This is a genomic window from Limnohabitans sp. Rim8, from assembly GCF_945869175.1.
In the GTDB taxonomy this organism is placed as follows: Bacteria; Pseudomonadota; Gammaproteobacteria; order Burkholderiales; family Burkholderiaceae_C; genus Limnohabitans_A.
This window is the reverse complement of the sequence record NZ_CAMBNZ010000044.1, coordinates 1-22,036: the sequence shown is the minus strand read 5'-3', so window position 1 is coordinate 22,036 and position 22,036 is coordinate 1. Positions and strand designations below refer to the sequence as shown.

Sequence of the window (22,036 nt, the reverse complement as noted above, 5' to 3'; positions counted from 1 at the left end):
GTGCAACGACCGACAGCGTTTCGATTGTGAACAAGTCGACGGTGACCACCACCGGATTGGCACTCGATGTCTTTGGTGGCAGTGACGTCACCTCAACAGGCTATGAGTCGGTCAGCATCAACACAGGCGCAGCCTCCGGTGGTGCACGTCAGGACATTGGTACGCTGACCATCACACCGGACAGCACCAGTGCAGACGTCTCTTTGACGCTGACAGGTGCCAACAACATCGACATCAACAGCGTCTCCACCACATCGACAGCGCTTTTGACCATCGATGCTTCCGGCCTGGCGGCCCAAGCCACGGGCACTGTCACCTTTGACTTGGCGACAACGGCTCAGGGCACTGGCGGTAAAGCAAGCATCACAGGTTCTGCAGGCGATGATTCGATCATCATCGGAAACTTTGCCTCCACCGTCATGGGTGGCGCAGGCAAGGACACGCTGACCGGTGGTACCACTGCAGACAATCTGCAAGGCGGTGACGGCAGCGACACCCTCTCGGATGGCGGTGGCAATGACACCCTCATGGGCGGCGCTGGCAACGACACCATCACCCTGTCGGGCACGTCGGTGAACGTGGATGGCGGTGAGGGTGACGATACGGTCAATGCCGATGCGACCCTGACTTCGGGTGACGTTGTGAACGGTGGGGCCGGAAACGACACACTGGCTTTGGATGCAGCCGTTACTGCAGAGACATCGCAAGGCGTGACCAATTTCGAATTCTTGCGTGCCGACACGGCGCTGGCCCAGGACATGGTTCAGTTCACGACCAATGCAGGTTTTACCCGCTTGGTCAGCAACGTGGCAGGCAACGTGACGTTCACTAACGTCGCAACTACCACCAACGAACTGCGCGCCATCTCCACGGATGCCAACACCTTGACCTTTGACCGTCTGCTGGACAACTCAAGCAATGCCGTGACGATCGGTACCTTCACCGATGCCGATACAACCATAGCGACCCTGGTGGCCAATGACGAGGAAACCATCAACATTGTTGCAGGTGGTGCCACAACTGCGGGTCGTACGTTTGAGATCACTGCTTTGACGGACGCCGATCTGGTGACCTTGAATGTATCGGGTGCGACGAACTTCAGCACATCCATCGGAGTAACATCTACAAAGCTTGCCACGGTTAACGCATCGACGAACACCGGCACAGTCACCATCAGTGCGACAAACGCGACCTCCGCTGTGACAATGACGGGCTCAGCAATTGCTGTCAATATATTGACTGGCGGCACAGGTGCCGACGTCATTACTGGCGGCAGTGCTGCGGATAACCTGACTGGCGGCTCCAATGCCGACACCATCAGCGGGGGTTCGGGTGCAGACACGATCAATGGCGGTACAGGCAGCGACAACCTGACGGGTGGTGAAGGGATTGACAGCATCACGGGTGGTGTTGGCAACGACACCATTGACTTGACTGAGACGACAGCGGTCAGTGACCGATTGGTGCTGGCGGATACCGCTGCCAACAACGGCACCGATGCCATCGTTGGTTTTGCAGCCGGCGCTGCTGGTGACGTTTTAGTGATCGATGAATTCTTGAATGCGGTGGCCATGAATGCGAAGTTGACTGCCAACCCAGAAGACCCTACCCTGGTGGATGCGGACGTGAATTTGTTGGTGGACATTGTGGACGGGGAAGACATCACCACAGCCGCTGGCTTGACCGCTGCGTTGGCGGGTGGCGGTGAATATGCCGACATTGACATGACGAACGGCACCAAAGCCGTGTTTGTGACTGCTGCCAACAGCGATGCTGGGACACAGTATGTTTTCTATGCCACTGCGGCGGCTGGTGTCATCACAGCCACTTTGGTGGGCACTGTTTCTGGTGTGGACATCGACAACCTGGTTGCAGCCAACTTCAACATCTGATGACCCAAAGTCCAAGTCGAAAGACAAGGACTTGAAGTCAATCCATCAACCCCACCCCTCAAAAGGGGGTGGGGTTATTTCATGGGCGATCAGCTTCACGCCTTGGCGTGAAAAACTTCATATAGGAGTCGTGTACAATCATCTCCTATATGAACTTCTTGATCCGCGTTCCCTTGAACACTTCGCCTGAGCAGCACGCCCGTTTGTGCGAGCTGCGGGCCGTGTTTGCGCGGGTATGCAACGAGCTGGCGCCGCAGGTGCAGCAGTCCCGGGTGTGGAACCGGGTGGCGCTGCACCATTTGCATTACCGCAGTTTACGGGCCCAGTTCCCGGAGTTGGGGTCGCAGATGGTGTGCAACGCCATTTATGCGGTGTCCAAGATGTCGCGCCTGATTTACCAGGCGGCGGCCAGCCCCTACAACGTGTCGCGCATGCCGGGCAAGCCGCTGCCTTTGCTCAAGTTTGCCGACAGTTGCCCGGTGTACTTTGACCGGCACACCCTGAGCATCAAGCCCGGCCAGTTGTCCTTGTTCACCATGGATGGGCGCATGCGCTTTGAGTTGCAGCTGGATGCGGACAAGCTGGCCTTGTTTGAGCAGGCCAAATTGCGCGAGGTTGTTTTAAATGAGCGTTTGGACAAGACGTTCGAGTTGTCTTTTTTCCTGGTGTCGGCCGATTCACCCGATGCGCTCGAGGGTGCGGAAAGCGATGTGTCCAATGAGGCTATGGGCGATGCAGCGACTACGCCAGAGTCTTCCATTCCTGAATATGTGTCTTTAGAGGTGGCCCCCACATGAAACTGGATTCTTCTGTGTCCGAGTTGCGCCTGGCGTTGCTCGATTTCAAGCCGGCCTGGCGTTCGGCCATGGTCATGAGTACGGTGGTAGCCCTGCTTGGCTTTACCTCGACGGTGTACATGCTGGAGGTCTATGAACGTGTGGTCAACAGCCGCAGTGTGAACACGTTGCTGATGCTGACGGTGGTGGCCTTTGGCGCTTATGCGGTGATGGAGCTTTTGGAGAAGATCCGTTCGCGCTTGCTCTGGAGTGTGGGCATTCGGTTCGAGATGAAGTTGTCAGACCGGATTTATGGCGCGATGTTTGATGGTTTGCTGAAAAAGCAAATGGGCGGCGCCGCCATGCAGGTGCAAAACGATTTCAGGACGGTGCGCGAGTTTTTCAACAACCCGGCCTTGAGCGCGATGTTTGAGGTGCCGATGGCCCTGGTGGCGGTGTTTTTGCTGTTCTTGATCAACCCCTTGCTTGGTTGGGCGGGCGTGGTCGGCGCACTGGCCCAGACCTTGGTGGCGTGGCTGATTCAGCAGTCTTCGCGCAAACCCTTGCTGGAGGCGCAGCGCCGCTCGCAAGAAGCGCAGGTGTATGCCGATGCGTCGCTGCGCAACACCCAGGTGATGGAGTCGATGGGCATGATGCCCGCCGTGTTGGGCCAGTGGCAAAAGAAGCAAGACGCCTTTTTGGCGTTTCAGGCGCAGGCCTCGGAGTTGGCGGGTGGCCTCAATGCGGTGTCCAAGTTGCTGCAGCAGTTGATGGGTTCGGTCATGCTGGGCCTGGGTGCCTGGATGTTGCTGGAAGGCAAATTGAATGGCGGCGACGCCATGCTGATCATTGGCTCTGTTTTGGTGGGCCGCATGTTGGCACCCCTGACCCAGGTGGTGCAGCAGTGGAGCGCGCTGGTGAGCGTTCTGGCCGCATGGTCGCGCTTGGACAACATGCTGGCGCAGATTCCGGCCCGCACCGAGAACATGGCACTGCCAGCGCCCAAGGGCGAGTTGGTGGTGGATGGCCTGGTGGCCGCGCCACCGGGTTCGCAGCAGCCGGTTCTGCGAGGTGTGCAGTTTGGTTTGCCGCCCGGCTGTGTGTTGGGTGTGGTGGGGCCTTCGGCTTCAGGCAAAACGTCCTTGGCGCGTTTGTTGGTGGGCGTGTGGACGCCTTTGGCTGGCAAAGTCAGGCTCGATGGTGCCGATGTGCACATCTGGAACAAAGAAGAGTTGGGGCCTTATCTGGGTTATTTGCCGCAGGGCGTCGAGTTGATCGAGGGCACGCTGGCCGAGAACATTGGGCGCTTTGGCGAGCTGGACATGGGCCGTGTGGAAGAGGCCACCCGCCTGGTGGGTTTGCACGAGTTTGTGATGTCTTTGCCGCAAGGCTACCAAACGTCTGTTGGCCGCGATGGCGGGGTCTTGTCGGGCGGTCAGCGTCAGCGTGTGGCTTTGGCGCGGGCGCTGTATGGCAACCCGGTGTTGGTGGTGTTGGACGAGCCTAACTCGAGCCTGGACGAGGCGGGGGACGCGGCTTTGTCTCAGGCGATTTTGACCATGAAGTCGCGCGGCACCACGTTTGTGGTGATCACTCACCGCACCAGCGTGTTGTCGGTCACCGACCGTTTGTTGGTCCTGCGCGACGGGGCGCAGCAGTTGTATGGCCCAACCGCCGAGGTGTTGCAAAAGCTGATGCCGGCGGCGACCCCAGCGGCAACCCCAGCCGCGTCTGCGGGTGCAGCACCGGCTGTGGCTCAGGTTTCACCCAGCGCGTGAGGGAAAAATGATGAACCCGAAAAATTCTGCGCAACCGCGCGGCTTGTCTGAAGTGCTGTGGACGTTTCGCCGCGAGTTTCTGGTGGTGGGCGTGTTCAGCTTGGTGGTGAACCTGTTGATGCTGACGCCCACGATCTACATGCTCCAGGTGTTTGACCGCGTGATGATGAGCCAAAGTTACATGACGCTGGTTGTGGTGTCTTTGTTGGCTTTGTTCTTGTTTGGCGCGATGGCGTTTGCCGAGTGGGCCCGCTCCATCTTGCTGGTGCGCACAGGCGTCAAGCTCGACCAGGCGCTGAGCCAGCGGGTGTTCAAGGCGAGCTTTTTGTCCTACTTGAACCCGGCAGAAACCGCGCCCTCCAAGGCGTTTGGCGACTTGACGGTGCTGCGCCAGTTCATGACGGGCAATGGCGTGTTCGCTTTCTTTGATGTGCCGTGGATTCCGATTTATCTGGCGGTGCTGTTCATGCTGCACCCTTGGCTGGGCGCGGTCGCCTCGTTGTTTGCGGTGGTGCAGGCTTTGATTGCCTGGCAAGGCCATGCGGCCACGCAAAAGGCGCAGTTGGTCACGGCCTTGGCGCAGGCCGATGCCCAGAACTTTTTGCAGTCGAAGTTGCGCAACGTCGAGGTTCTGAGCGCCATGGGCATGCAGGGCAGTTTGTACCAGCGCTGGAAAGCCAAGCAGCACAAGGCCTTGGTGATGTCGGGCACTTCTCAGAATAAAACTGGCTCGGTGACGGCCGTCAGCAAGTTTGTGCGGTACGCCCAGCAGTCCATGAGTTTGGCGGTGGGGGCTTGGTTGGTCACCCGGGGGGAAATCAGCCCCGGTGCCATGATCGCGGGCAATGTGCTGATGACCCGTGCGCTGGCCCCGATTGATTTGTTGGTGGGCACTTGGCCGCAATTTTTGACCAGCAAAGACGCTTATGGCCGCTTGCAAAAATTGTTGGGTTTTCAGCATGCGGGCCGCGAAAAAACAATGATCCAAGCACCTTTGGGCAATCTGAAGATTGAACAGTTGGTGGTGAAGGTCGTCGGGCGTGACAAGCCGGTGCTCGATGGCGTGAGCTTCATGGCTTTGCCAGGCACGGTCACGGTGGTGTTGGGGCCTTCGGGCTGCGGCAAATCGACCTTGGCCCGCAGCATGTTGGGCATTTGGCCCGGCCACGAAGGGCGCATTTTGCTGGACGAGCAGCCCATTGGGCAGTGGACACGCGAGAGCTTGGGCCAGCATGTGGGTTATTTGCCCCAAGACATTGAACTGTTTGACGGCACGATTGCCGAGAACATCGCCCGCATTGGCGAGGTCGATTCTGACCAGGTGATCGAAGCCGCAGAAGCAGCCGGTTTGCACCAGATGATCTTGCGATTCCCCCAGGGTTACGACTCGCGTGTGGGGCAGGGTGGTTCGTTCTTGTCGGGCGGACAGCGTCAGCGCATTGGTTTGGCACGGGCTTTGTATGGCAAGCCGATGCTGGTGGTGCTGGATGAACCCAACGCCAACCTGGACGATGAGGGCGAGGCCGCTTTGATGAAAGCGGTGCAACTGATCAAGGCCCAGGGCAAGACGGTGGTGTTGATCAGTCACCGTCCCGGTGTGATCCAGGTGGCCGACCGTTTGGTGATTTTGCAAGACGGCAAATTGGTGGCCAGTGGCCCGCGAGATGGCGTGTTGGAAGCTTTGAAGAAACAAAAAGAAAGCGCTGCCGCTGCAGCGTTGCCCGCGGCCTGAGGCAGCGGCTTGGAACAACGGATGGAGGACTGAAATGTCAAACCCAAAAATGTCGGCAATGAGTCAATTGAATGTGGAAGACGCGCGCGTCAAGGCCGGTGGTGACGAGGGGGCCTTGCTGGTTTCCGCGGACACGCGTGGCATTGCCCGAAAAGCCCTGTGGGTCTTGGGCCTGGGCTTGGGCGGCTTTTTCTTGTGGGCCGCTTTGGCGCCGCTGGACGAAGGTGTGCCAACGCCTGGCATGGTGACCATCGACACCAAGCGAAAGGCCATCCAGCATTTGACGGGCGGTATCGTCAAGGAAGTGTTGGTGGGCGAGGGCGATGTGGTCAAGGAAGGCCAAATTTTGATGCGCTTGGATGAGGCGGTGCCGAAGGCGAACTTCGAGTCGATCCGGCAACGTTATTTGGGCTTGAGTGCCATGCAAAGCCGCCTGAAGGCAGAACAGGCCAATGCTGCGGGTGTGGCGTTTCAAAAAGAGGTGCTGGAGGCTGCGGCGGCCGACCCTGTTTTCGCCCAGCAGGTGAACAACCAGCGCCAGTTGTTCGATTCGCGCCGTCAGGCTTTGCAGTCTGACTTGCAGGTGTTCCAAGAGTCGATAGAGGGTTTGAAAGCGCAGCGTGAAGCGTCCCAAAATGTGCTGGTGCAGCGTCAGCAGCAGCTCGCGCTCTTTAAAGAGGAGCTGAGCAACATCCGTGATTTGGTGAAAGACGGCTATGCCCCACGCAACCGCCAGATGGAGTTGGAACGCATGGTGGCCGATGTGCAGGCGAGCATGGCCGATCTGACGGGCACTGCGATTCGCGTCACACGCGCCATGGCCGAGACCACGCAGCGGTCCCTGTCTCGACAAGCGGAGTACCGCAAAGAGGTGGAGTCGCAAATGGCCGATGTGTCTCGCGAGGTGCAAGCCGATGCCGAGAAATTTGCCGCTCAAAAAGCCGATTTGCAGCGTGTGGACATCCGCTCACTGTCTGCCGGCCAAGTGGTGGGCCTGTCGGTGCAGTCGGTGGGTGCCGTGGTGCAACCCGGCCAGCGCTTGATGGAGATCGTGCCTGAGCAGCAGGCACTGCTGCTGGAGACGCGCATTGCGCCCCATTTGATCGACAAGGTGCATGCAGGCCTTCAGGCCGACATCCGCTTCAACGCGTTTGCCCACTCGCCACAGCTGGTGGTGCAGGGCAAGGTGTTGTCGGTGTCGGGCGATTTGTTGACCGACCCCCAGAATCCGCAAATTGCTTACTTTTTGGCGCGACTGGAAGTGACGCCTGAAGGTTTGAAGACCTTGGGATCGCGCCAAATGCAGGCCGGTATGCCCGCCGAAGTGGTGATCAAGACGGGTGAGCGCTCGATGCTGACGTATTTGCTCAGCCCGCTGACCAAGCGCATGGCTGGCTCGATGAAGGAAGAGTGATGAAGTCCCGCTTTCGTAAAACCTGCATGGCTTTGGCCGCTGGCCTGGTCACCTCCCTGGCTGGGGCGTCGGCTCACAGCATGAACTTGCTGGAGGCGTACCAGCTTGCCTTGGATCAGGATGCGACGATCCGTGCCTCGCGTGCCAGTTTGGCCGCTGGCCGTGAGCGTTTACCCCAAGCGCGTGCGCAGCTGATGCCTTCGGTGCAGGCCAACTTCAGCCGAAACACCAACGATCTGGACACCACAGCGCCCAATTTTCTGGGCCAGGACGTCACGACCAACAACCAATACAAGAGCTTTGGTAACACCTTGTCGCTGCGCCAGCCCTTGTTCAGTTTGCAGCGCTACTTTCAATACGAGCAAGCCAAAGACCAAGTGGCCGATGCCGAGGCCATGCACCAGCGCGATTTGCAAGAGCTGATCGTGCGGGTGGGCGGTGCTTACATGGAGGCCTTGTTGACCGAGGACCAACTGAAGTTGGTGTTGGCGCAAAAGCAGCAATACACCGCTTTGCTCGATGCCTCCCAAAAGGCGCTGAAAGCGGGCACGGGCACGCGCACCGACATTGACGACGCCCAAGCCCGTTTGGACATGTCGTTGGCCGCTGAGCTGGAGGCGACTCAAAACAAAGACTTCACGCGCAGGCAGCTTCAAATTTTGGTGAACCAGCCCGTGGGCGCTTTGTCTGTTTTGAATTTGCAGGCGTTTGCCAGCTTGCCTGCTGAACTGCCTCCTTTGGAGGCTTGGCTGGCGCAAGCGCAGTCGGGTGGCCCTGAGGTGTTGGCTTTGCAGGCCCGGCTTGCAGCCGCTGAGAAAGAAATCTCCAAAGCGAAAGCTGCCCATGCACCTGTGCTGGATGGCATTGCGCAGTGGAGCGACAGCGGCAACGAGAACGTGACGCGCCAGAACTCGCGTTTTGTCACCAAGTCGGTGGGCATTCAGTTGGTGGTGCCGATTTACCAGGGCGGCTATGTGAGCTCGCAGGTGCGCCAAGCGGTGGCCGACAAAACCCGATTTGAAGAAGCTTTGGAGGCCACGCGGCGTGATTTGAATTTGCGTGTGCACAAGGAGTACCGCGGCGTCACCGAGGGTGTCCTCAAGGTGCGTGCGCTGGAACAGGTGGTGCGCTCAGCCGAGCAGTTGGTGCTGTCGACCAACAAGTCCAAATTGGCCGGTGTGCGGACCATGCTCGATATTTTGAATGCCTAGCAGCAGCTGGCGCAGGCCAAACGAGATTTGGTGCAGGCGCGGTATTTGTATTTGATGGCGCGTTTGCGCTTGGCTGCTTTGGTGGGCAAGCCGCCCTTGGAGGCGATCACCGAGGTGGCCCAAGCGTTCCAGCCCTGAGACTTGTGGCGCAGAGGGTTTTTTATAGGTGCTGTCAGACTTGCCCGTGCAACAGGTGCTGCACGGTTTGAGCAAAGCCCGCCCCCCGCTCCTGGGCGGTGATGTAACGCGGCGGGTGCTTCAGCTGGGCCTCAAAGCGCCGGATGTTGGCCACGCCCACGCTGTGCGCAAAGTGCTCGAACATGACCTGGTCGTTGGTGGAGTCCCCCACATAGACCCAGCGGTCCATCTCGGCATTCAGGTCGCGCCCCCAAAGTTGCTCCACGATCCATTGCGCTCCTGTGAGTTTGCTGTGCCCACCGAACCAGGCGTTGATGTGGATGCTGCTGACGGTGGCGGTCATGCCTGCTTCTTGCAGCGTGCGCACCACTTGATCGATGGCCTCAGGTGCAAGGTGCGTGAATTCGCTGTGGTCGATGGCGATGTCGGTTTCACGGCCTGAGCTGTCTTGCGAACGCTTGGCGCCGGGAATGGTTTGTTCGATGTGGGCCAGCACCTGCTGCATGCGGTCAAAGTTGACGGCGCGTGTCACGGCATTTTGGTGGTAGAGCTTGCGCAGCCCTTGGCCATGCGGGTGCACCAGCGCCACGGCGCCGTTTTCGGCCACGATGGCGTCCACCGGCCAGCGTTGCGCAAAGGGCTCGCTCCAGCCCACAGGCCGCCCGGTAACGGCCACCACATGCAAGCCCGCAGCTTGGAGGTTAGCCAGCGCCTGCCAAGCATCGGGGGTGATCGCCCCGTTGGTGGTCAAGGTGTCGTCGATGTCGGTGAACACACCGATTAGGCCGTGAGGCGGACACCATTGTGAAAGCGGTCGCATCTCTTGAATTGGGGTTGAATTGGGGTCAGATCCCGATTCTTTTTGCCGCTTCAACCGGCCGAGCCCAGCGCCAAACCCGCGTGCTCGCGCAGCGGGTGGAAGTGGATTTTGGGAAAGCGTTCTTGCGCCAGACGCACGTCGTAAGGTGAGGTGCACAAATAGGCCAACGTGCCTGCGGCGTCGAGCGACATGCGCTGGGGGTAGGCGTTGGTGAATTCGCGCAGCTCGGCTGGGGTGTCGGCGGTGATCCAGCGGGCGCCGGTGTACTGGCAGCCTTCCAGGCGCACATCGCAGTCGTATTCGGCTTTGAGGCGGTGTTGCACCACTTCAAACTGCAGCTGACCCACTGCGCCCAGCAGCATGGGGCCGCCGATTTCGGGTTTGAAGACCTGGATCGCACCTTCTTCACCCAGTTGGTCGAGGCCGGTTTGCAGCTGTTTGGTGCGCAGCGGGTTCTTCAAGATCACGGTCATGAAGAGTTCGGGGGCGAAGAAGGGCAGACCGGTGAATTGCAAATTCGCGCCATCGGTGATGGTGTCGCCCAACTGCACGCCGCCGTGGGTGGTGAAGCCGATGATGTCGCCCGCATAGGCTTCGTCCACCGCTTCGCGCCGTTGCGAGAGGAAGGTCACCACGCTGGTGGGGCGCAGTTCTTTGGCGGTGCGTTGGACTTTGAGCTTCATGCCCGGGGTGTATTTGCCTGAAGCCATCCGCACAAAGGCGATGCGGTCGCGGTGGTTGGCGTCCATATTGGCCTGCACCTTGAACACCACGCCGGAAAATGCGCTGTCTTCGGGCTGAATTTCTTTGACCACGGGCTGTTTGTTGACCAGCAGGTTGCTGGTGCGGGGCTTGGGCGCGGGGGCCAGATCGACCAGGGCGTCCAGCACCTCCATCACACCGAAGTTGTTCACGCCGGAGCCGAAGAACACGGGTGTTTGTTGGCCCGCCAGGAAGGCTGCTTCGTCGAACGTGGGCGATGCGCCGGTGGCCAGTTCCATGCTGTCCATGGCGGTTTGCCACTCCAGACCAAAGCGCTCGGCCAGTTGGGCTTGTTCGGTCAGCGCAATGGTTTCAAAGTCTTGCGGCAAGCGTTCGCTGCCGGAGTCGAACACCGTCATCGCTTGCGTGCGCAAGTTGATGATGCCGCCAAACGATTTGCCCTGACCGACAGGCCAAGTCATGGGCACGCAGGGCATGCCCAGCTCGCGCTCGACTTCGTCCAGGATGTCGAGGGGGTCGCGCACTTCGCGGTCCATCTTGTTGACGAAGGTGATGATGGGCGTGTCGCGCTGACGGCAGACCTCGATCAGGCGGCGGGTTTGCGCTTCCACGCCGTTGGCCGCGTCAATCACCATCAGGGCCGAATCCACCGCAGTGAGCACGCGGTAGGTGTCTTCAGAGAAGTCTTTGTGGCCGGGGGTGTCGAGCAGGTTGATGACGTGTTCGCGGTACAGCATTTGCATCACGGACGAGGCCACCGAGATGCCGCGCTGCTTTTCGATTTCCATCCAGTCGCTGGTGGCGTGGCGCGAAGCCTTGCGGGCCTTGACCGAGCCGGCGATCTGGATCGCGCCCGAAAACAGCAAGAGCTTTTCGGTCAGCGTGGTTTTACCGGCGTCGGGGTGGGAAATGATGGCAAACGTCCGGCGGCGCCGGGTTTCGTGGGCGTAGGTCACAAGGGGTCCTGAAATCGTGCGGTCGGCCAAGGGCCATCGTGCTGGCCAGGCCCGGTCGGGCTGGCGAAAGTACTGATTTTACCGGGCCCATTGCACCCAGGCCCCGACCCCGATCGCGTTGTTCAAGGCTGTGTCAGCGTTTGGCCACGGGGCATTTGGCGTCGTCGTCCCAAGGCAGGGGGTGGACTTCATCTTCATGGCAGTCTGGCGCACCGGCTTCGCAGCGCTTGCGCAGTTCTTTGAACTCCAGCCGCAGCTCCACCCGACGGCTTTTTTCGGGTTGGTTCAAGATGGCCGAGTTGAAGGAGGACCCGCCGACAAAAAACTGCTCGCGGATCGCCTGACGGTCTTCTGGGTTGAGGGCATCGGCCGCTTTGTTGTCGAGCAGTACGCACAGCACGCGCTGGGAACGCGCCAAGCTCAGGTTGAGGTTGTACAGGTAAGAGCCCTCGGGGCTGGCATAGCCTTCCAATACAAAGCGTTTGAGCCAGTTTTGGCATTCGGGCGTGCGTGCGATTTGCAGCATGTGGGGCACAAAGCCACGCAAATAGCCCACCCGTTCGGGTTCCAGCTCGTTGCTGTCTTTGGGAAATTCGGCGAGGGCGCCAAGCTCCAAGGTTTGGCCGCGCAGGGTCACGCCGGGGTAGGGCGTTTGCTGGGTGATCTGATGAATGCCGTCCAGGCAAGTCGAGATCGCGGTATCGCGCTGGGCCCGGCCTTCGTCCATTTTGCGCAGGCCTTGCGTGACGCTGAGCAGGGCCACGGCCATGGCCACTAAAAACAGCACCATGAGCGCAGTCATGAGGTCAGAAAACGAGATCCAGAAAGGTTTTTCTGCCTCGTCGCGGTGCCTTTTGAGGGGCGTTCTTCGGGCGCCGAGCATCCGGGGTCAGCGCTGCGTTGAACCGGTGGCGGTGGCCCGCAACTGGTTCAAAATCTTGTAGGACAGCGCGGCTTGCATCTCGGTGGCCAGCGTCAGGCGTTCCACCGAGGAGGTGCCGCCTTGAGGAGTGAACAAGGTGTCGAGTGCTTGCTGCAGTTCTTCGACTTGGCGGTAACGACCGGTGAGGACTGACTTTTCGATCCAGGTGAACACCATGGCCAAAGTGATGGCCAAGGCCGACACCAAAAAGGCGTGGCCCACGGTTTGCACCAGCTGGCTCAGCTCGGTCTGCACGCGTTCGGGGTTGGATACATCAAAACCCACCAAACCCGCGATCAGGCCGGTGAAGGTGCCAATGATGCCCACCCCGGTCAGGATGCCGGGGATGTGTTTGTAGAAGTTCGATTGCAAAGGCGTGTCGACCAAGGCTTGCTCGGTGAAGTACAGGTCGGCATGGCTGCTGGCTTGCCATTTGCCGGAAATGCTGGCGGCCGACGATTCGAGTTGTTGCAGCGATTCGAGGGCTTGGCTGTATTCGCGCCAGACCTGGGCCAGTTGGGGATCGTTTTGGGCCAGTTGCTCAATGTTGGACAGGTCCAATCGCCCCCCGCTGGAGCCCATGTGCCCAAAAAAGGCCCGTGACAAGTGGCTGACACGCTGGCGCGCCGCGCCCAAAGGCCCGGCGTCGGCGGCTTGCCATTGTGGCTGGAGCGTGCTGGCGTATTGCTGCCAAGCGTGCTGCAGGGCGGGTGAACCCATCACCTCGTTTTTGAGTTGGGCCAGATCGATGGGCTGAGAGAGGCTTTGGGTGGTGAGGACCAACAGCTGCGCGTGGACCCGATGTAGATCGGTTTTGAGCTTCAATGCGGGGCCGATGAAGCGGCGTGCGTAATCCAGCGCAATCAGGCCGATCACGGCGGCCACCAAGCACAAATGCCAGTAGTCGGTGAAAAAGGGCATCAGTGGGGGCATCAATGGGGGCATGTGTGGGGCAGTGTGCAGGGCATGTGGCCAGTCTAGCAAATGCCCGGCCATCAACCCTGCAACTGGGAAGATCTTGTGGGCGGATACCAATCCGTACAAAAGACTCCTATAGAATCCACATTTCCGAGGAGCGTTGCAGCGCCCCCTGGCTTTGAACAAAGCCGGCAGCGGGGCGTGAGGCTCGGAACACTTCATCAGCAACGACGCTCATCCACACGACGTGCGGTGAGCCTGTCCCTTTCATTCAGTGACTCACCCATGCCTGTGGTTCATTCACATTGCTTGGAGCTTTTCTCATGAATGCACGTATGCCTTCCACCGTCAACGCAGACTGCGTGATTGCCGACATCGGCCTGGCCGATTGGGGCCGCAAAGAAATCAAAATCGCCGAGACCGAAATGCCCGGTCTGATGGCCATCCGCGAAGAATTCAATCAAGCCCAGCCCCTGAAGGGCGCGCGCATCACCGGCTCGCTGCACATGACCATCCAGACGGCGGTGCTGATCGAAACCTTGCAAGCCTTGGGCGCCGATGTGCGTTGGGCTTCTTGCAATATCTTTTCGACCCAAGACCACGCCGCGGCCGCCATTGCCGCCAAGGGCACGCCCGTGTTCGCCATCAAGGGCGAAACCCTGGCCGACTACTGGGATTACACCCACCGCATTTTTGAATTCGGCGCAGCGGGTACCGAAGGCGAAGGTCCCAACATGATTTTGGACGACGGCGGCGACGCCACGCTGCTCATGCACTTGGGCAAGCGTGCCGAAACCGACGCTTCCTTGATCGCCCACCCCACCAGCGAAGAAGAGATCTGCCTGTTCAACGCCATCAAGGCCAAGCTGGCTGTGGACCCGACCTGGTACAGCCGCAAGGGCGCGCACATCATTGGCGTGACCGAAGAGACCACCACCGGCGTGCTGCGCTTGAACGAAATGGCCGCCAAGGGCAGCCTGATGTTCCGCGCCATCAATGTGAACGACTCGGTGACCAAAAGCAAATTTGACAACCTGTACGGCTGCCGCGAATCGCTGGTGGACTCCATCAAGCGCGCCACCGACGTGATGATCGCCGGCAAAGTGGCGGTGGTTGCCGGTTATGGTGACGTGGGCAAAGGCTCGGCCCAAGCCCTGCGCGCCTTGAGCGCCCAGGTGTGGGTGACCGAGATCGACCCGATCAACGCCTTGCAGGCCGCGATGGAAGGCTTCAAGGTCGTGACCATGGAATACGCCGCCGACAAGTGCGACATTTTTGTGTCGGCCACCGGTAACAAGAACGTGATCCGCTACGAGCACATGGCCGCCATGAAAGACGAGGCCATCGTCTGCAACATCGGTCACTTTGACAACGAAATCGACGTGGTTTCGCTGGAAAAACTGCAGTGGGACGAAATCAAGCCTCAGGTCGACCACATCATCTTCCCCGACGGCAAGAAGATCACTTTGTTGGCCAAAGGCCGCTTGGTGAACCTGGGCTGCGCCACCGGCCACCCCAGCTTTGTGATGTCGTCGTCGTTTGCCAACCAGACCATCGCCCAGATCGAGCTGTTCACCAAACAAGACCAGTACGAGTCCGGCAAAGTCTATGTGTTGCCCAAGCACCTCGATGAGAAGGTCGCGCGTTTGCACCTGAAGAAAGTTGGCGCGATGTTGACCGAACTCAGCGACGAGCAAGCGTCTTACATTGGTGTGTCCAAAAACGGCCCGTACAAAGCCGACACTTACCGTTATTGAAACCCACCTGATGCGCATTGACCAACTTCTCGTCGAACGTGGCTTGGCCGCTTCTCGCTCTCAAGCCCAGCGCCTGATTGCGGGGGGCGTGAAGTGGCAGCAGCCCGACGGCATTTGGCGCACCGTCGTCAAAAACCGCGACGAGGTGCCCGAGAGTGCCGCCTTGGAGTTACTCGACGACGCCGAGTCGCGCTATGTGTCTCGCGGTGGCTTGAAGCTCGAAGGCGCTTTGAAGGCCACGGGTGTGCAGGTCGAGGGTTTGCGCTGTCTGGATGTGGGCCAAAGCACCGGCGGTTTCACCGACTGCCTTCTGCAGCACGGCGCGGCCGAGGTGGTGGGCGTGGATGTGGGCCACGCCCAAGTCCATTCGCGCATCAGCCAAGACGAGCGGGTGGTCTGCATCGAAGGCGTGAACGCCCGCGAGTTGGTGCCGGGCGACGAGCGCATTCCCGATGCGCTGGAAGGCTTTGACTTGCTGGTGGGCGATGTGTCTTTCATCTCGCTCACGCTGGTGCTGCCGGGCGTGGTGCACTTGCTCAAGCCCACGGGCCAGTTGCTCATGCTGGTGAAACCCCAGTTCGAGCTGCAGCCGGGCCAAGTGGGCAAGGGCGGCATCGTGAAAGACGACACGCATTTTCCCTTCATCGAAAACCGCGTACGCACCGCTTTGACGGATTTGGGCATGCAGGTCACTGCTTGGCTGGACAGCCCGATCGAGGGGGGTGACGGCAACCACGAATTTTTTGTGCACGCCTGCTGGCCGGACCCGGCGGCTGTATGGCCCGCACGCGAAGCCGCGCGCGTGGCGCACGAGGCCGATCTGGCCGCCAAGGCTTATGCCAAGGCCAACGACTATTGAATCTTGGAAGGTGTTGTGATGTCTGGTTTGAAACTGCCCATCAGTCTGGAGTTTTTTCCGCCCAAAACCCCTGAGGGTGCCGAGAAATTGCGCGCCGTTCGCGAAAAACTTTACGCACTCAAGCCCGAGTTTTGCTCGGTCACTTACGGTGCAGGCGGCTCAACGCAAGAGGGCACGTTCTCAACCGTGAGCGCGATCCTGAGTGAGGGTGTGGCAGCCGCCTCTCACTTCTCGTGTATCGGTGCAACCAAGGCAACTGTGCGCGAAGAGCTGGCGACACTCCAAGCCATGGGCGTCAAACGCCTGGTGGCTTTGCGCGGCGATTTGCCCAGCGGCTATGGCGCCGGTGGCGAGTTCCACTACGCCAGCGATCTGGTGGCCTTCATCCGCGCAGAGACCGGTGACGACTTCCACATCGAAGTGGCGGCCTACCCCGAGATCCACCCGCAAGCCAAATCGCCTGAGTCTGACTTGCAGGCCTTTGCCACCAAGGTGAAAGCCGGTGCCAATTCGGCCATCACCCAATATTTCTACAACAGCGACGCGTATTTCCGCTTTGTGGACGACGTGTACAAATTGGGTGTGGATGTGCCCGTGGTGCCGGGCATCATGCCCATCAGCAGCTCATCCCAGTTGCTGCGTTTTTCGGATGCCTGTGGCGCAGAAATCCCGCGCTGGATTCGCCTTCGCCTGCAGGGTTACGGCGATGACATCGCATCCATCAAGGCCTTTGGGCTGGATGTGGTGTCGGACTTGTGTGAGCAGCTCATCAACGGCGGCGTGCCGGGGATTCATTTTTACACGATGAACCAGAGCGCAGCGACCTCTGAAATTGTCGAGCGATTGAAGTAAGCCAAGCCCATCACTCCCGCTGCGAAGGGCTTCAACGCTCATCAAAGCTCACCACCACCCTGTCGCTGGTGGGGCGGGCCTGGCAAGACAGGATGAAGCCTTGCGCCACTTCGGGTTTTTCGAGGGTGAAGTTTTTTTCCATCTCGGTCGTGCCCTCCATCACCTTACAGCGGCAGGTGCAGCAAACCCCGGCTTTGCAGGAGTAGGGCAGGTCCATGCCCAGCGACAGGGCGATGTCGAGGATTTTTTCGTGGCGACGCATCGGCATGTGGTAGGGCTTGCCGTCCAGCACCACCGTGAGCTGAACTTCGCCTGCTTTATCACCAGCGCTGTTGGATGCCAGCACCCGCTCATCGGGTTTGCCCAGCACCGCTTGGGCCCGTGCTTCGGGCGTGAGTGCGTCCAAGGTGGGTGAGCTGAAGCGTTCGCTGTGGATGCGTTCGGCCTTGACACCTGCCGTCAACAGGGCTTGTTCTGTGGCCTCGATCATGGCTTGCGGACCACACACAAACACCTCGTCCATGCTTTCCACGGGCAAAAAGGCGTCGATGAGGGCTTGCACTTTGGTGGCGTCGATGCGGCCTTCGAGCAGCGGCACTTCTTGTGCTTGGCGCGAGAGGATGTGAATCAGCGTCAGGCGCGAGGGGTAACGGTCTTTCAAGTCTTGCAGCGCTTCATTGAACATGACGCTGTCCATGCGGCGGTTGCCATAAACCAAGGTGAATTTGCTGTCGGGTTGCTCTTCGAGGGTGCTCGACAAAATAGACAGGATGGGCGTGATGCCCGAGCCTGCGGCAAAGCCCACGCGGTGGATGGCGCGTGGCCGCTGCACCACAAAGCGACCATCGGGTGGCATCACGCGCAGGGTGTGGCCCGCTTGCAGTTGTGTCGCGGCCCAGTTGGAAAAGACACCGCCCTGGACCGGCCGGATGCCCACTTCGAGCACGCCTTGCTTGTGCAGTTGGCTGCGGGCCGAGCTGATGGAATAGCTGCGGCGGACATCGGTGCCGCCAATGTCGGCGCGCAAGGTCAAAAACTGGCCGGGCTGGAAGTCAAAGCTGCTGCGCAGGTCGGCAGGCACGCTCAGCGCGATTGCTACAGCACCGGCCGATTCTGGCGTGATGCGGGCAATTTGGAGTTCATGGAATCTGGGAGCAGACATGGCTTGGCGCTGAGGCGGCGGGTGGCGGCTCAGTAGGGTTTGAAGTAATCGAAGGGCTCCATGCAAGACAGGCACCGGTAAAGGGCTTTGCAGGCGGTGGAGCCGAAATGGGAGGTCTCAGTGGTGTTGGCCGAGCCGCATTGTGGGCAGTTCACCACTTCGGGCTTGGCACTCCGGGCCGCAAATTGCACCACGCTCGCCGCGCCCGAGGGTGTGCTGGCGCAGGTGTGTGGCGGGGCAATGCCGTAGGCGCGCAGCTTGTCTTTGGCCGTGTCGGTCATCCAGTCGGTGGTCCACGCCGGGGCCAATTGAGTGACCACTCGGCCTTGCAGTCCGTGGGCTTGCAGCAGAGCTTTCACATCGTCTTCAATTTGACCCATGGCGGGACAGCCGCTGTAAGTGGGGTGATGACCACCTCCAGTCCTGCGGCGCCTGAACGGACATCGCGCAAGATGCCCAGCTCGCTCAGTGTGACGACCGGGATTTCAGGGTCGGTCAGCTGCTCGAGCAGTGCCCAGGCGTGGGCCACATCGGCCGTGCGTGGGGGCAAAGAGGAGAGCGCGGACGAGGAGGGCGAAGCAGTCGAGGCCATTGGGGTGAGTCACCAGGTGGCTTGAGGGTGCGCGCGGGCCAGGCTTTGCATCTCGGCCAAAACAAAACCCAGGTGTTCTGAATGCACGCCTTGTTTGCCGGTGGGCACAAAGCCGCCATCGGCCGGGCGCTGGAGCGTGGCTTCTTGCAGTGCGGTGTCCACGATCTGGTTCCAATGGGCTTGCAGGGTCGCCATGTCGATGCCGGTGCCATTGGCCAGCGCCGCAGCCTCTTGGGAACTGGAACTCCAGAACTCTTGTGTGTAGGGCATGAATTGGTCAAGCGCCGCTTGTGCCTTGGCGTGTGACGCATCGGTGCCGTCGCCCAGGCGCACCAACCAGTCGCGCGAGTGGCGCAGGTGGTAGCGCACTTCTTTGAGGGATTTGGCGGCAATGGCGGCCAGTTGCGAGTCTTTGGACTGCTGCAGTCGGTCCCACACCAACACCATCAGGCTGCTGTACAAAAAATTGCGCACGATGGTGCTGGCAAAGTCGCGGTCGCCCTGAGATGTGGCGGCCATCAAAGGCATGTGCGGCAATTCGCACAGCGTGTAGTTCTTGAAGTCGGGCACGTCGCGGAAGTAGGCCAGCGTGTCTTCGGTCGCGCCACCGCCTTGCAGTGCGGCCGTGTGTTGGTAGAGCATGCGGGCTTGACCGATCAGGTCCAGGCTGTTGTTGGACAGCGCGATGTCTTCTTCGAGGATGGGGCCATGGCCGCACCATTCGGCGTTGCGCTGGCCCAAGATCAGCGCGTTGTCTGCCAGCTGTAAAAGGTATTCAGTGGGTGCGTTCATGGTCGGCGCTCACATGTGGCCGACTTCGTCGGGGATCACGTAGAAGGTCGGGTGGCGGTACACCTTGTCGCTGGCTGGATCGAAGAACTCGGGCTTGTCATTGGGTTCGCTGGCCGAAATGCTGGCCGAGGGCACGACCCAGATGCTCACGCCTTCTTGGCGGCGGGTGTACACATCGCGCGCCATTTGCAGGGCGTGCTCGGAGTCCGACGCATGCAGGCTGCCGCAGTGCTTGTGCTCCAAGCCTTGCTTAGAGCGCACGAACACTTCCCACAGGGGCCATTCTTTCAATGCGGCGGTATTGGCAGGGGTGTTCACGCGGCCTCCTTCATTGCGCGAGTTTGTTGTTTGCGGGCGTGGGCCAGCGCGGCCTCGCGCACCCAGGCACCGTCGTTCCAGGCCTTGACGCGTGCGCCCAAGCGCTCTTTGTTGCAAGGCCCATTGCCGTTCACGGTGGCCCAGAACTCGTCCCAGTCGATTTGGCCGTAGTCATGGGCTTGACGCTCTTTGTTCCACTTCAAATCGGGGTCAGGCAGGGTCACGCCCAGCACCTTGGCTTGGGGCACGGTGGCATCGACAAACTTCTGGCGCAGGTCGTCGTTGCTGATGCGTTTGATGCCCCAGCGCATGCCCTGCGCGCTGTTGGGGCTGTCGGCGTCAGGCGGGCCAAACATGGCCAGGCATTTCCACCACCAGCGGTTCACGGCATCTTGCACCATGGCTTTTTGCTCGGCCGTGCCTTGCATCATGACCAGCAGGGCTTCGTAGCCCTGCCGCTGGTGAAAGCTTTCTTCCTTGCACACGCGCACCATGGCGCGGGCATAAGGTCCATACGAGCATCGGCACAGGGGCACTTGGTTCATGATGGCCGCGCCATCGACCAGCCAGCCGACCACACCGACATCGGCCCAATTGAGCGTGGGGTAGTTGAAGATGGAGCTGTATTTGGCTTTACCGGTGTGCAAGGCGTCCAGCATCTGGTCGCGGCTGGTGCCCAAGGTTTCGGCAGCGCTGTACAGGTACAAGCCGTGGCCGCCTTCGTCTTGCACTTTGGCGATCAAAATCGTTTTACGCTTCAAGCTGGGGGCCCGGCTGATCCAATTGGCTTCGGGCAGCATGCCCACGATCTCACTGTGCGCGTGCTGGCTGATCTGGCGCACCAGGGTCTTGCGGTAAGCCTCGGGCATCCATTCGCGGGGCTCGATGCGGCCGTCGGCGTCGATGCGTGCATCAAATTGGGCTTGCAAAGCAGCGTCTTGCGCGCTCAGGGTTCGGGGCACGGCCTTCAGGCTGGCCGGCTTGGGGTCGTCAGATGTCTCCGGGACGCTGAAAGATTGGGTGTACATGGCGGGTCTCCTGCGCCCAACAAGATGGAATGATCTTGGCGCAGATGCCAGTATACCCATTAACCGACCGTACGGTCGGTTAATTTGATTGGCCGATGCTCAGCTTTCCCTGAGCCTTCATCACCCCTCAAGACGACTCCACGGCCCAGTTTTTGCCGGACCCGCGCGCCAGAGCCGGCCCCACCATGTCCAAAGCCGTGCGGATCTGGTCTTTCAGGGTGAAGGGTGGGTTGATGACGAACATGCCGCTGGCGACCAGTCCGCCTTCGTCGCCAGGACCCCGCCCAATCGCCAGCGTGGCGTTGAGCCAGGGCTTTTGCGACTGGTTGGACAAGGTGCGCAGGCGTTTGGGCAAGTCGTGTGCTTCAGGGCGCGGGATGATCGGGTACCAGACCAGGTAAGTGCCCGTTGAGAAACGCTTGAGGTATTCCTGAACCACGTTGGCCACTTTGGCGTAATCGGATTTGATTTCGTAACTCGGGTCGATCAGCACCATGGCCCGCTTGGAGCCGGTGGCCGAAGGCGGCGGGGGCAGCAGTTTTTTGAGCGCCTCAAAGCCGTCTTCACGGCTGACGGTGACCGTGCGCCCGGCTTCGAGTTGGGCGATGTTCGACGTCAAAGATTTGCTGTCGGTAGGGTGCAGTTCAAACAGCCGCAGTCGGTCACGCGAGGCGTGGCGCATGAGTTGGTGCATCAAAAACGGCGAGCCGGGGTAAATTTTGGCTTGCCCATTGGGGTTGAAGCTGGCGATTTGTTCCAGATAATCTTGCACCGGCTCGGGCAAGACTTCCATTTTTTCTGCGGCCTCCAGCAGCTTGAACAGGCCATCTTCGGCTTCGGCCCCTTTTTGGGAGTAATCGCCGTCAAGTCGGTACAAGCCGGCCCCGGCATGGGTGTCAATCAGGGTGATACCGGCCTCTTTTTGCATGAGGTGGCGCATGGTGGCGAGCAAGGTGATGTGTTTGAGCACATCGGCATGGTTGCCTGCGTGGAAAGCGTGTCGGTAACTGAACATTCACTGATGGTAACCAATATCCCCGCAAGTCCTTGATTTTTCGTATAATAGAAGGCTTCGCAGCGATTCAGTGGTCCCGCGGCGAAGACGCCAAGCGTCGCAAGACTCAGGCAAATTCCCACCTAAGAGGCTCCCAAAAGAGGAGCACCGACCGTGGAAAAGGACCCGCCAAACCTTTCTTTTAAATAGAAAACTCATGACAACTACGTTCAGCGCCAAACCCGCTGAGGTCGTGCACGAGTGGTTTGTGATTGACGCGACCGACAAGGTCCTCGGACGAGTAGCCAGCGAAGTTGCTCTCCGTTTGCGCGGCAAACACAAGGCCATTTACACGCCTCACGTCGACACCGGTGATTTCATCGTCATCATCAATGCTGCCCA

The 22,036-nt window shown here is 59.9% G+C and carries 19 protein-coding genes, 1 pseudogene and 1 riboswitch; of the genes and pseudogenes, 10 read left to right on the top strand and 10 right to left on the bottom strand.

Annotation, left to right across the window (positions count from 1 at the left end; all coding sequences use genetic code 11):
- From Q0O19_RS08315 to Q0O19_RS08290, 6 genes are all read left to right on the top strand, one after another.
- Positions 1–1,892: calcium-binding protein (locus tag Q0O19_RS08315; protein ID WP_295521808.1), on the top strand; the 1,892-nt coding region annotated here is incomplete at its 5' end.
- 149 nt (positions 1,893–2,041) lie between these two features.
- Positions 2,042–2,689 (top strand): hypothetical protein, encoded by a 648-nt coding sequence (locus tag Q0O19_RS08310; RefSeq protein WP_295521805.1) that lies wholly within the window; start codon positions 2,042–2,044, stop codon positions 2,687–2,689.
- Positions 2,686–4,446 carry a type I secretion system permease/ATPase gene (locus tag Q0O19_RS08305; RefSeq protein WP_295521803.1) on the top strand — a complete coding sequence of 587 codons (1,761 nt, stop codon included), beginning with the start codon at positions 2,686–2,688 and terminating at the stop codon, positions 4,444–4,446. The genes Q0O19_RS08310 and Q0O19_RS08305 overlap by 4 nt, the downstream gene beginning before the upstream one ends.
- 10 nt (positions 4,447–4,456) lie before the next feature.
- Positions 4,457–6,178 carry a type I secretion system permease/ATPase gene (locus tag Q0O19_RS08300; protein WP_295521802.1) on the top strand — a complete coding sequence of 574 codons (1,722 nt, stop codon included), beginning with the start codon at positions 4,457–4,459 and terminating at the stop codon, positions 6,176–6,178.
- Positions 6,179–6,212: 34 nt separating this feature from the next.
- Complete coding sequence (locus Q0O19_RS08295) at positions 6,213–7,592, top strand: HlyD family type I secretion periplasmic adaptor subunit (protein WP_295521799.1); 1,380 nt, start codon at positions 6,213–6,215, stop codon at positions 7,590–7,592.
- Positions 7,592–8,803 carry a TolC family outer membrane protein gene (locus Q0O19_RS08290; RefSeq protein WP_295521796.1) on the top strand — a complete coding sequence of 404 codons (1,212 nt, stop codon included), beginning with the start codon at positions 7,592–7,594 and terminating at the stop codon, positions 8,801–8,803. Before Q0O19_RS08295 ends, Q0O19_RS08290 begins: the two co-directional genes overlap by 1 nt.
- A 172-nt stretch (positions 8,804–8,975) precedes the next feature.
- Here the strand turns inward: Q0O19_RS08290 and Q0O19_RS08285 are convergent, their stop codons facing one another.
- The 4 genes from Q0O19_RS08285 to Q0O19_RS08270 all read right to left on the bottom strand — a co-directional run bounded on the left by Q0O19_RS08285 (position 8,976) and on the right by Q0O19_RS08270 (position 13,295).
- The gene (locus tag Q0O19_RS08285; RefSeq protein ID WP_295521793.1) at positions 8,976–9,761 is read right to left on the bottom strand and encodes an HAD family hydrolase; all 786 of its coding nucleotides are present in this window, start codon (positions 9,759–9,761) and stop codon (positions 8,976–8,978) included.
- Between the two features lie 50 nt (positions 9,762–9,811).
- Complete coding sequence (locus Q0O19_RS08280; protein WP_295521790.1) at positions 9,812–11,440, bottom strand: peptide chain release factor 3; 1,629 nt, start codon at positions 11,438–11,440, stop codon at positions 9,812–9,814.
- A gap of 133 nt (positions 11,441–11,573) precedes the next feature.
- A complete protein-coding gene (locus Q0O19_RS08275) occupies positions 11,574–12,323 on the bottom strand; it encodes a flagellar motor protein MotB (RefSeq protein ID WP_295521787.1) in 750 nt (249 codons plus the stop codon).
- A gap of 6 nt (positions 12,324–12,329) precedes the next feature.
- The gene (locus Q0O19_RS08270; RefSeq protein ID WP_295521784.1) at positions 12,330–13,295 is read right to left on the bottom strand and encodes a hypothetical protein; all 966 of its coding nucleotides are present in this window, start codon (positions 13,293–13,295) and stop codon (positions 12,330–12,332) included.
- Positions 13,296–13,426: 131 nt separating this feature from the next.
- Positions 13,427–13,523, top strand: a riboswitch (S-adenosyl-L-homocysteine riboswitch).
- Between the two features lie 80 nt (positions 13,524–13,603).
- Here Q0O19_RS08270 and ahcY point away from each other — a divergent pair.
- Genes ahcY through metF form a run of 3 tightly spaced genes read left to right on the top strand, consistent with a single transcriptional unit; the run spans position 13,604 to position 16,748 of the window.
- Entirely contained in the window at positions 13,604–15,037 is a 1,434-nt protein-coding gene (gene ahcY, locus Q0O19_RS08265) for an adenosylhomocysteinase (protein ID WP_295521781.1), read from the top strand.
- Between the two features lie 10 nt (positions 15,038–15,047).
- Entirely contained in the window at positions 15,048–15,896 is an 849-nt protein-coding gene (locus Q0O19_RS08260; RefSeq protein WP_295521778.1) for a TlyA family RNA methyltransferase, read from the top strand.
- An 18-nt stretch (positions 15,897–15,914) separates the two neighbouring features.
- Positions 15,915–16,748 carry a methylenetetrahydrofolate reductase [NAD(P)H] gene (metF, locus tag Q0O19_RS08255; RefSeq protein ID WP_295521775.1) on the top strand — a complete coding sequence of 278 codons (834 nt, stop codon included), beginning with the start codon at positions 15,915–15,917 and terminating at the stop codon, positions 16,746–16,748.
- A 31-nt stretch (positions 16,749–16,779) separates the two neighbouring features.
- Here metF and Q0O19_RS08250 read toward each other — a convergent pair whose 3' ends face one another.
- From Q0O19_RS08250 to rlmJ, 6 genes and pseudogenes are all read right to left on the bottom strand, one after another.
- Positions 16,780–17,910 carry a 2Fe-2S iron-sulfur cluster-binding protein gene (locus tag Q0O19_RS08250; protein WP_295521773.1) on the bottom strand — a complete coding sequence of 377 codons (1,131 nt, stop codon included), beginning with the start codon at positions 17,908–17,910 and terminating at the stop codon, positions 16,780–16,782.
- A gap of 29 nt (positions 17,911–17,939) precedes the next feature.
- Positions 17,940–18,502: pseudogene (paaD, locus tag Q0O19_RS08245) on the bottom strand (1,2-phenylacetyl-CoA epoxidase subunit PaaD).
- A 9-nt stretch (positions 18,503–18,511) separates the two neighbouring features.
- A complete protein-coding gene (gene paaC / locus Q0O19_RS08240; protein ID WP_295521771.1) occupies positions 18,512–19,294 on the bottom strand; it encodes a 1,2-phenylacetyl-CoA epoxidase subunit PaaC in 783 nt (260 codons plus the stop codon).
- 9 nt (positions 19,295–19,303) lie between these two features.
- Positions 19,304–19,612, bottom strand: a complete 309-nt coding sequence (gene paaB / locus Q0O19_RS08235) for a 1,2-phenylacetyl-CoA epoxidase subunit PaaB (protein ID WP_295521769.1) — start codon at positions 19,610–19,612, stop codon at positions 19,304–19,306.
- Positions 19,609–20,640 (bottom strand): 1,2-phenylacetyl-CoA epoxidase subunit PaaA, encoded by a 1,032-nt coding sequence (paaA, locus tag Q0O19_RS08230; RefSeq protein ID WP_295521766.1) that lies wholly within the window; start codon positions 20,638–20,640, stop codon positions 19,609–19,611. Before paaA ends, paaB begins: the two co-directional genes overlap by 4 nt.
- Positions 20,641–20,767: 127 nt before the next feature.
- Positions 20,768–21,655 carry a 23S rRNA (adenine(2030)-N(6))-methyltransferase RlmJ gene (rlmJ, locus tag Q0O19_RS08225; protein WP_295521763.1) on the bottom strand — a complete coding sequence of 296 codons (888 nt, stop codon included), beginning with the start codon at positions 21,653–21,655 and terminating at the stop codon, positions 20,768–20,770.
- A 196-nt stretch (positions 21,656–21,851) separates the two neighbouring features.
- On the opposite strand from rlmJ, the gene Q0O19_RS08220 reads away from it, so the two are divergent.
- On the top strand, positions 21,852–22,036 hold a 185-nt coding region (locus tag Q0O19_RS08220), incomplete at its 3' end, for a 50S ribosomal protein L13 (protein ID WP_295521760.1).

Bases quoted from the DNA above. Each gene is read 5' to 3' on its own strand.
- Q0O19_RS08305 (WP_295521803.1), top strand. From the start codon at position 2,686: ATGAAACTGGATTCTTCTGTGTCCGAGTTGCGCCTGGCGTTGCTCGAT.
- Q0O19_RS08295 (WP_295521799.1), top strand. From the start codon at position 6,213: ATGTCAAACCCAAAAATGTCGGCAATGAGTCAATTGAATGTGGAAGAC.
- ahcY (WP_295521781.1), top strand. From the start codon at position 13,604: ATGAATGCACGTATGCCTTCCACCGTCAACGCAGACTGCGTGATTGCC.
- Q0O19_RS08250 (WP_295521773.1), bottom strand. From the start codon at position 17,910: ATGTCTGCTCCCAGATTCCATGAACTCCAAATTGCCCGCATCACGCCA.
- Q0O19_RS08300 (WP_295521802.1), top strand. From the start codon at position 4,457: ATGAACCCGAAAAATTCTGCGCAACCGCGCGGCTTGTCTGAAGTGCTG.
- metF (WP_295521775.1), top strand. From the start codon at position 15,915: ATGTCTGGTTTGAAACTGCCCATCAGTCTGGAGTTTTTTCCGCCCAAA.
- rlmJ (WP_295521763.1), bottom strand. From the start codon at position 21,655: ATGTTCAGTTACCGACACGCTTTCCACGCAGGCAACCATGCCGATGTG.
- Q0O19_RS08290 (WP_295521796.1), top strand. From the start codon at position 7,592: ATGAAGTCCCGCTTTCGTAAAACCTGCATGGCTTTGGCCGCTGGCCTG.
- Q0O19_RS08260 (WP_295521778.1), top strand. From the start codon at position 15,048: ATGCGCATTGACCAACTTCTCGTCGAACGTGGCTTGGCCGCTTCTCGC.
- Q0O19_RS08310 (WP_295521805.1), top strand. From the start codon at position 2,042: ATGAACTTCTTGATCCGCGTTCCCTTGAACACTTCGCCTGAGCAGCAC.
- Q0O19_RS08285 (WP_295521793.1), bottom strand. From the start codon at position 9,761: ATGCGACCGCTTTCACAATGGTGTCCGCCTCACGGCCTAATCGGTGTG.
- Q0O19_RS08275 (WP_295521787.1), bottom strand. From the start codon at position 12,323: ATGCTCGGCGCCCGAAGAACGCCCCTCAAAAGGCACCGCGACGAGGCA.
- paaA (WP_295521766.1), bottom strand. From the start codon at position 20,640: ATGTACACCCAATCTTTCAGCGTCCCGGAGACATCTGACGACCCCAAG.
- Q0O19_RS08270 (WP_295521784.1), bottom strand. From the start codon at position 13,295: ATGCCCCCACTGATGCCCTTTTTCACCGACTACTGGCATTTGTGCTTG.
- paaC (WP_295521771.1), bottom strand. From the start codon at position 19,294: ATGAACGCACCCACTGAATACCTTTTACAGCTGGCAGACAACGCGCTG.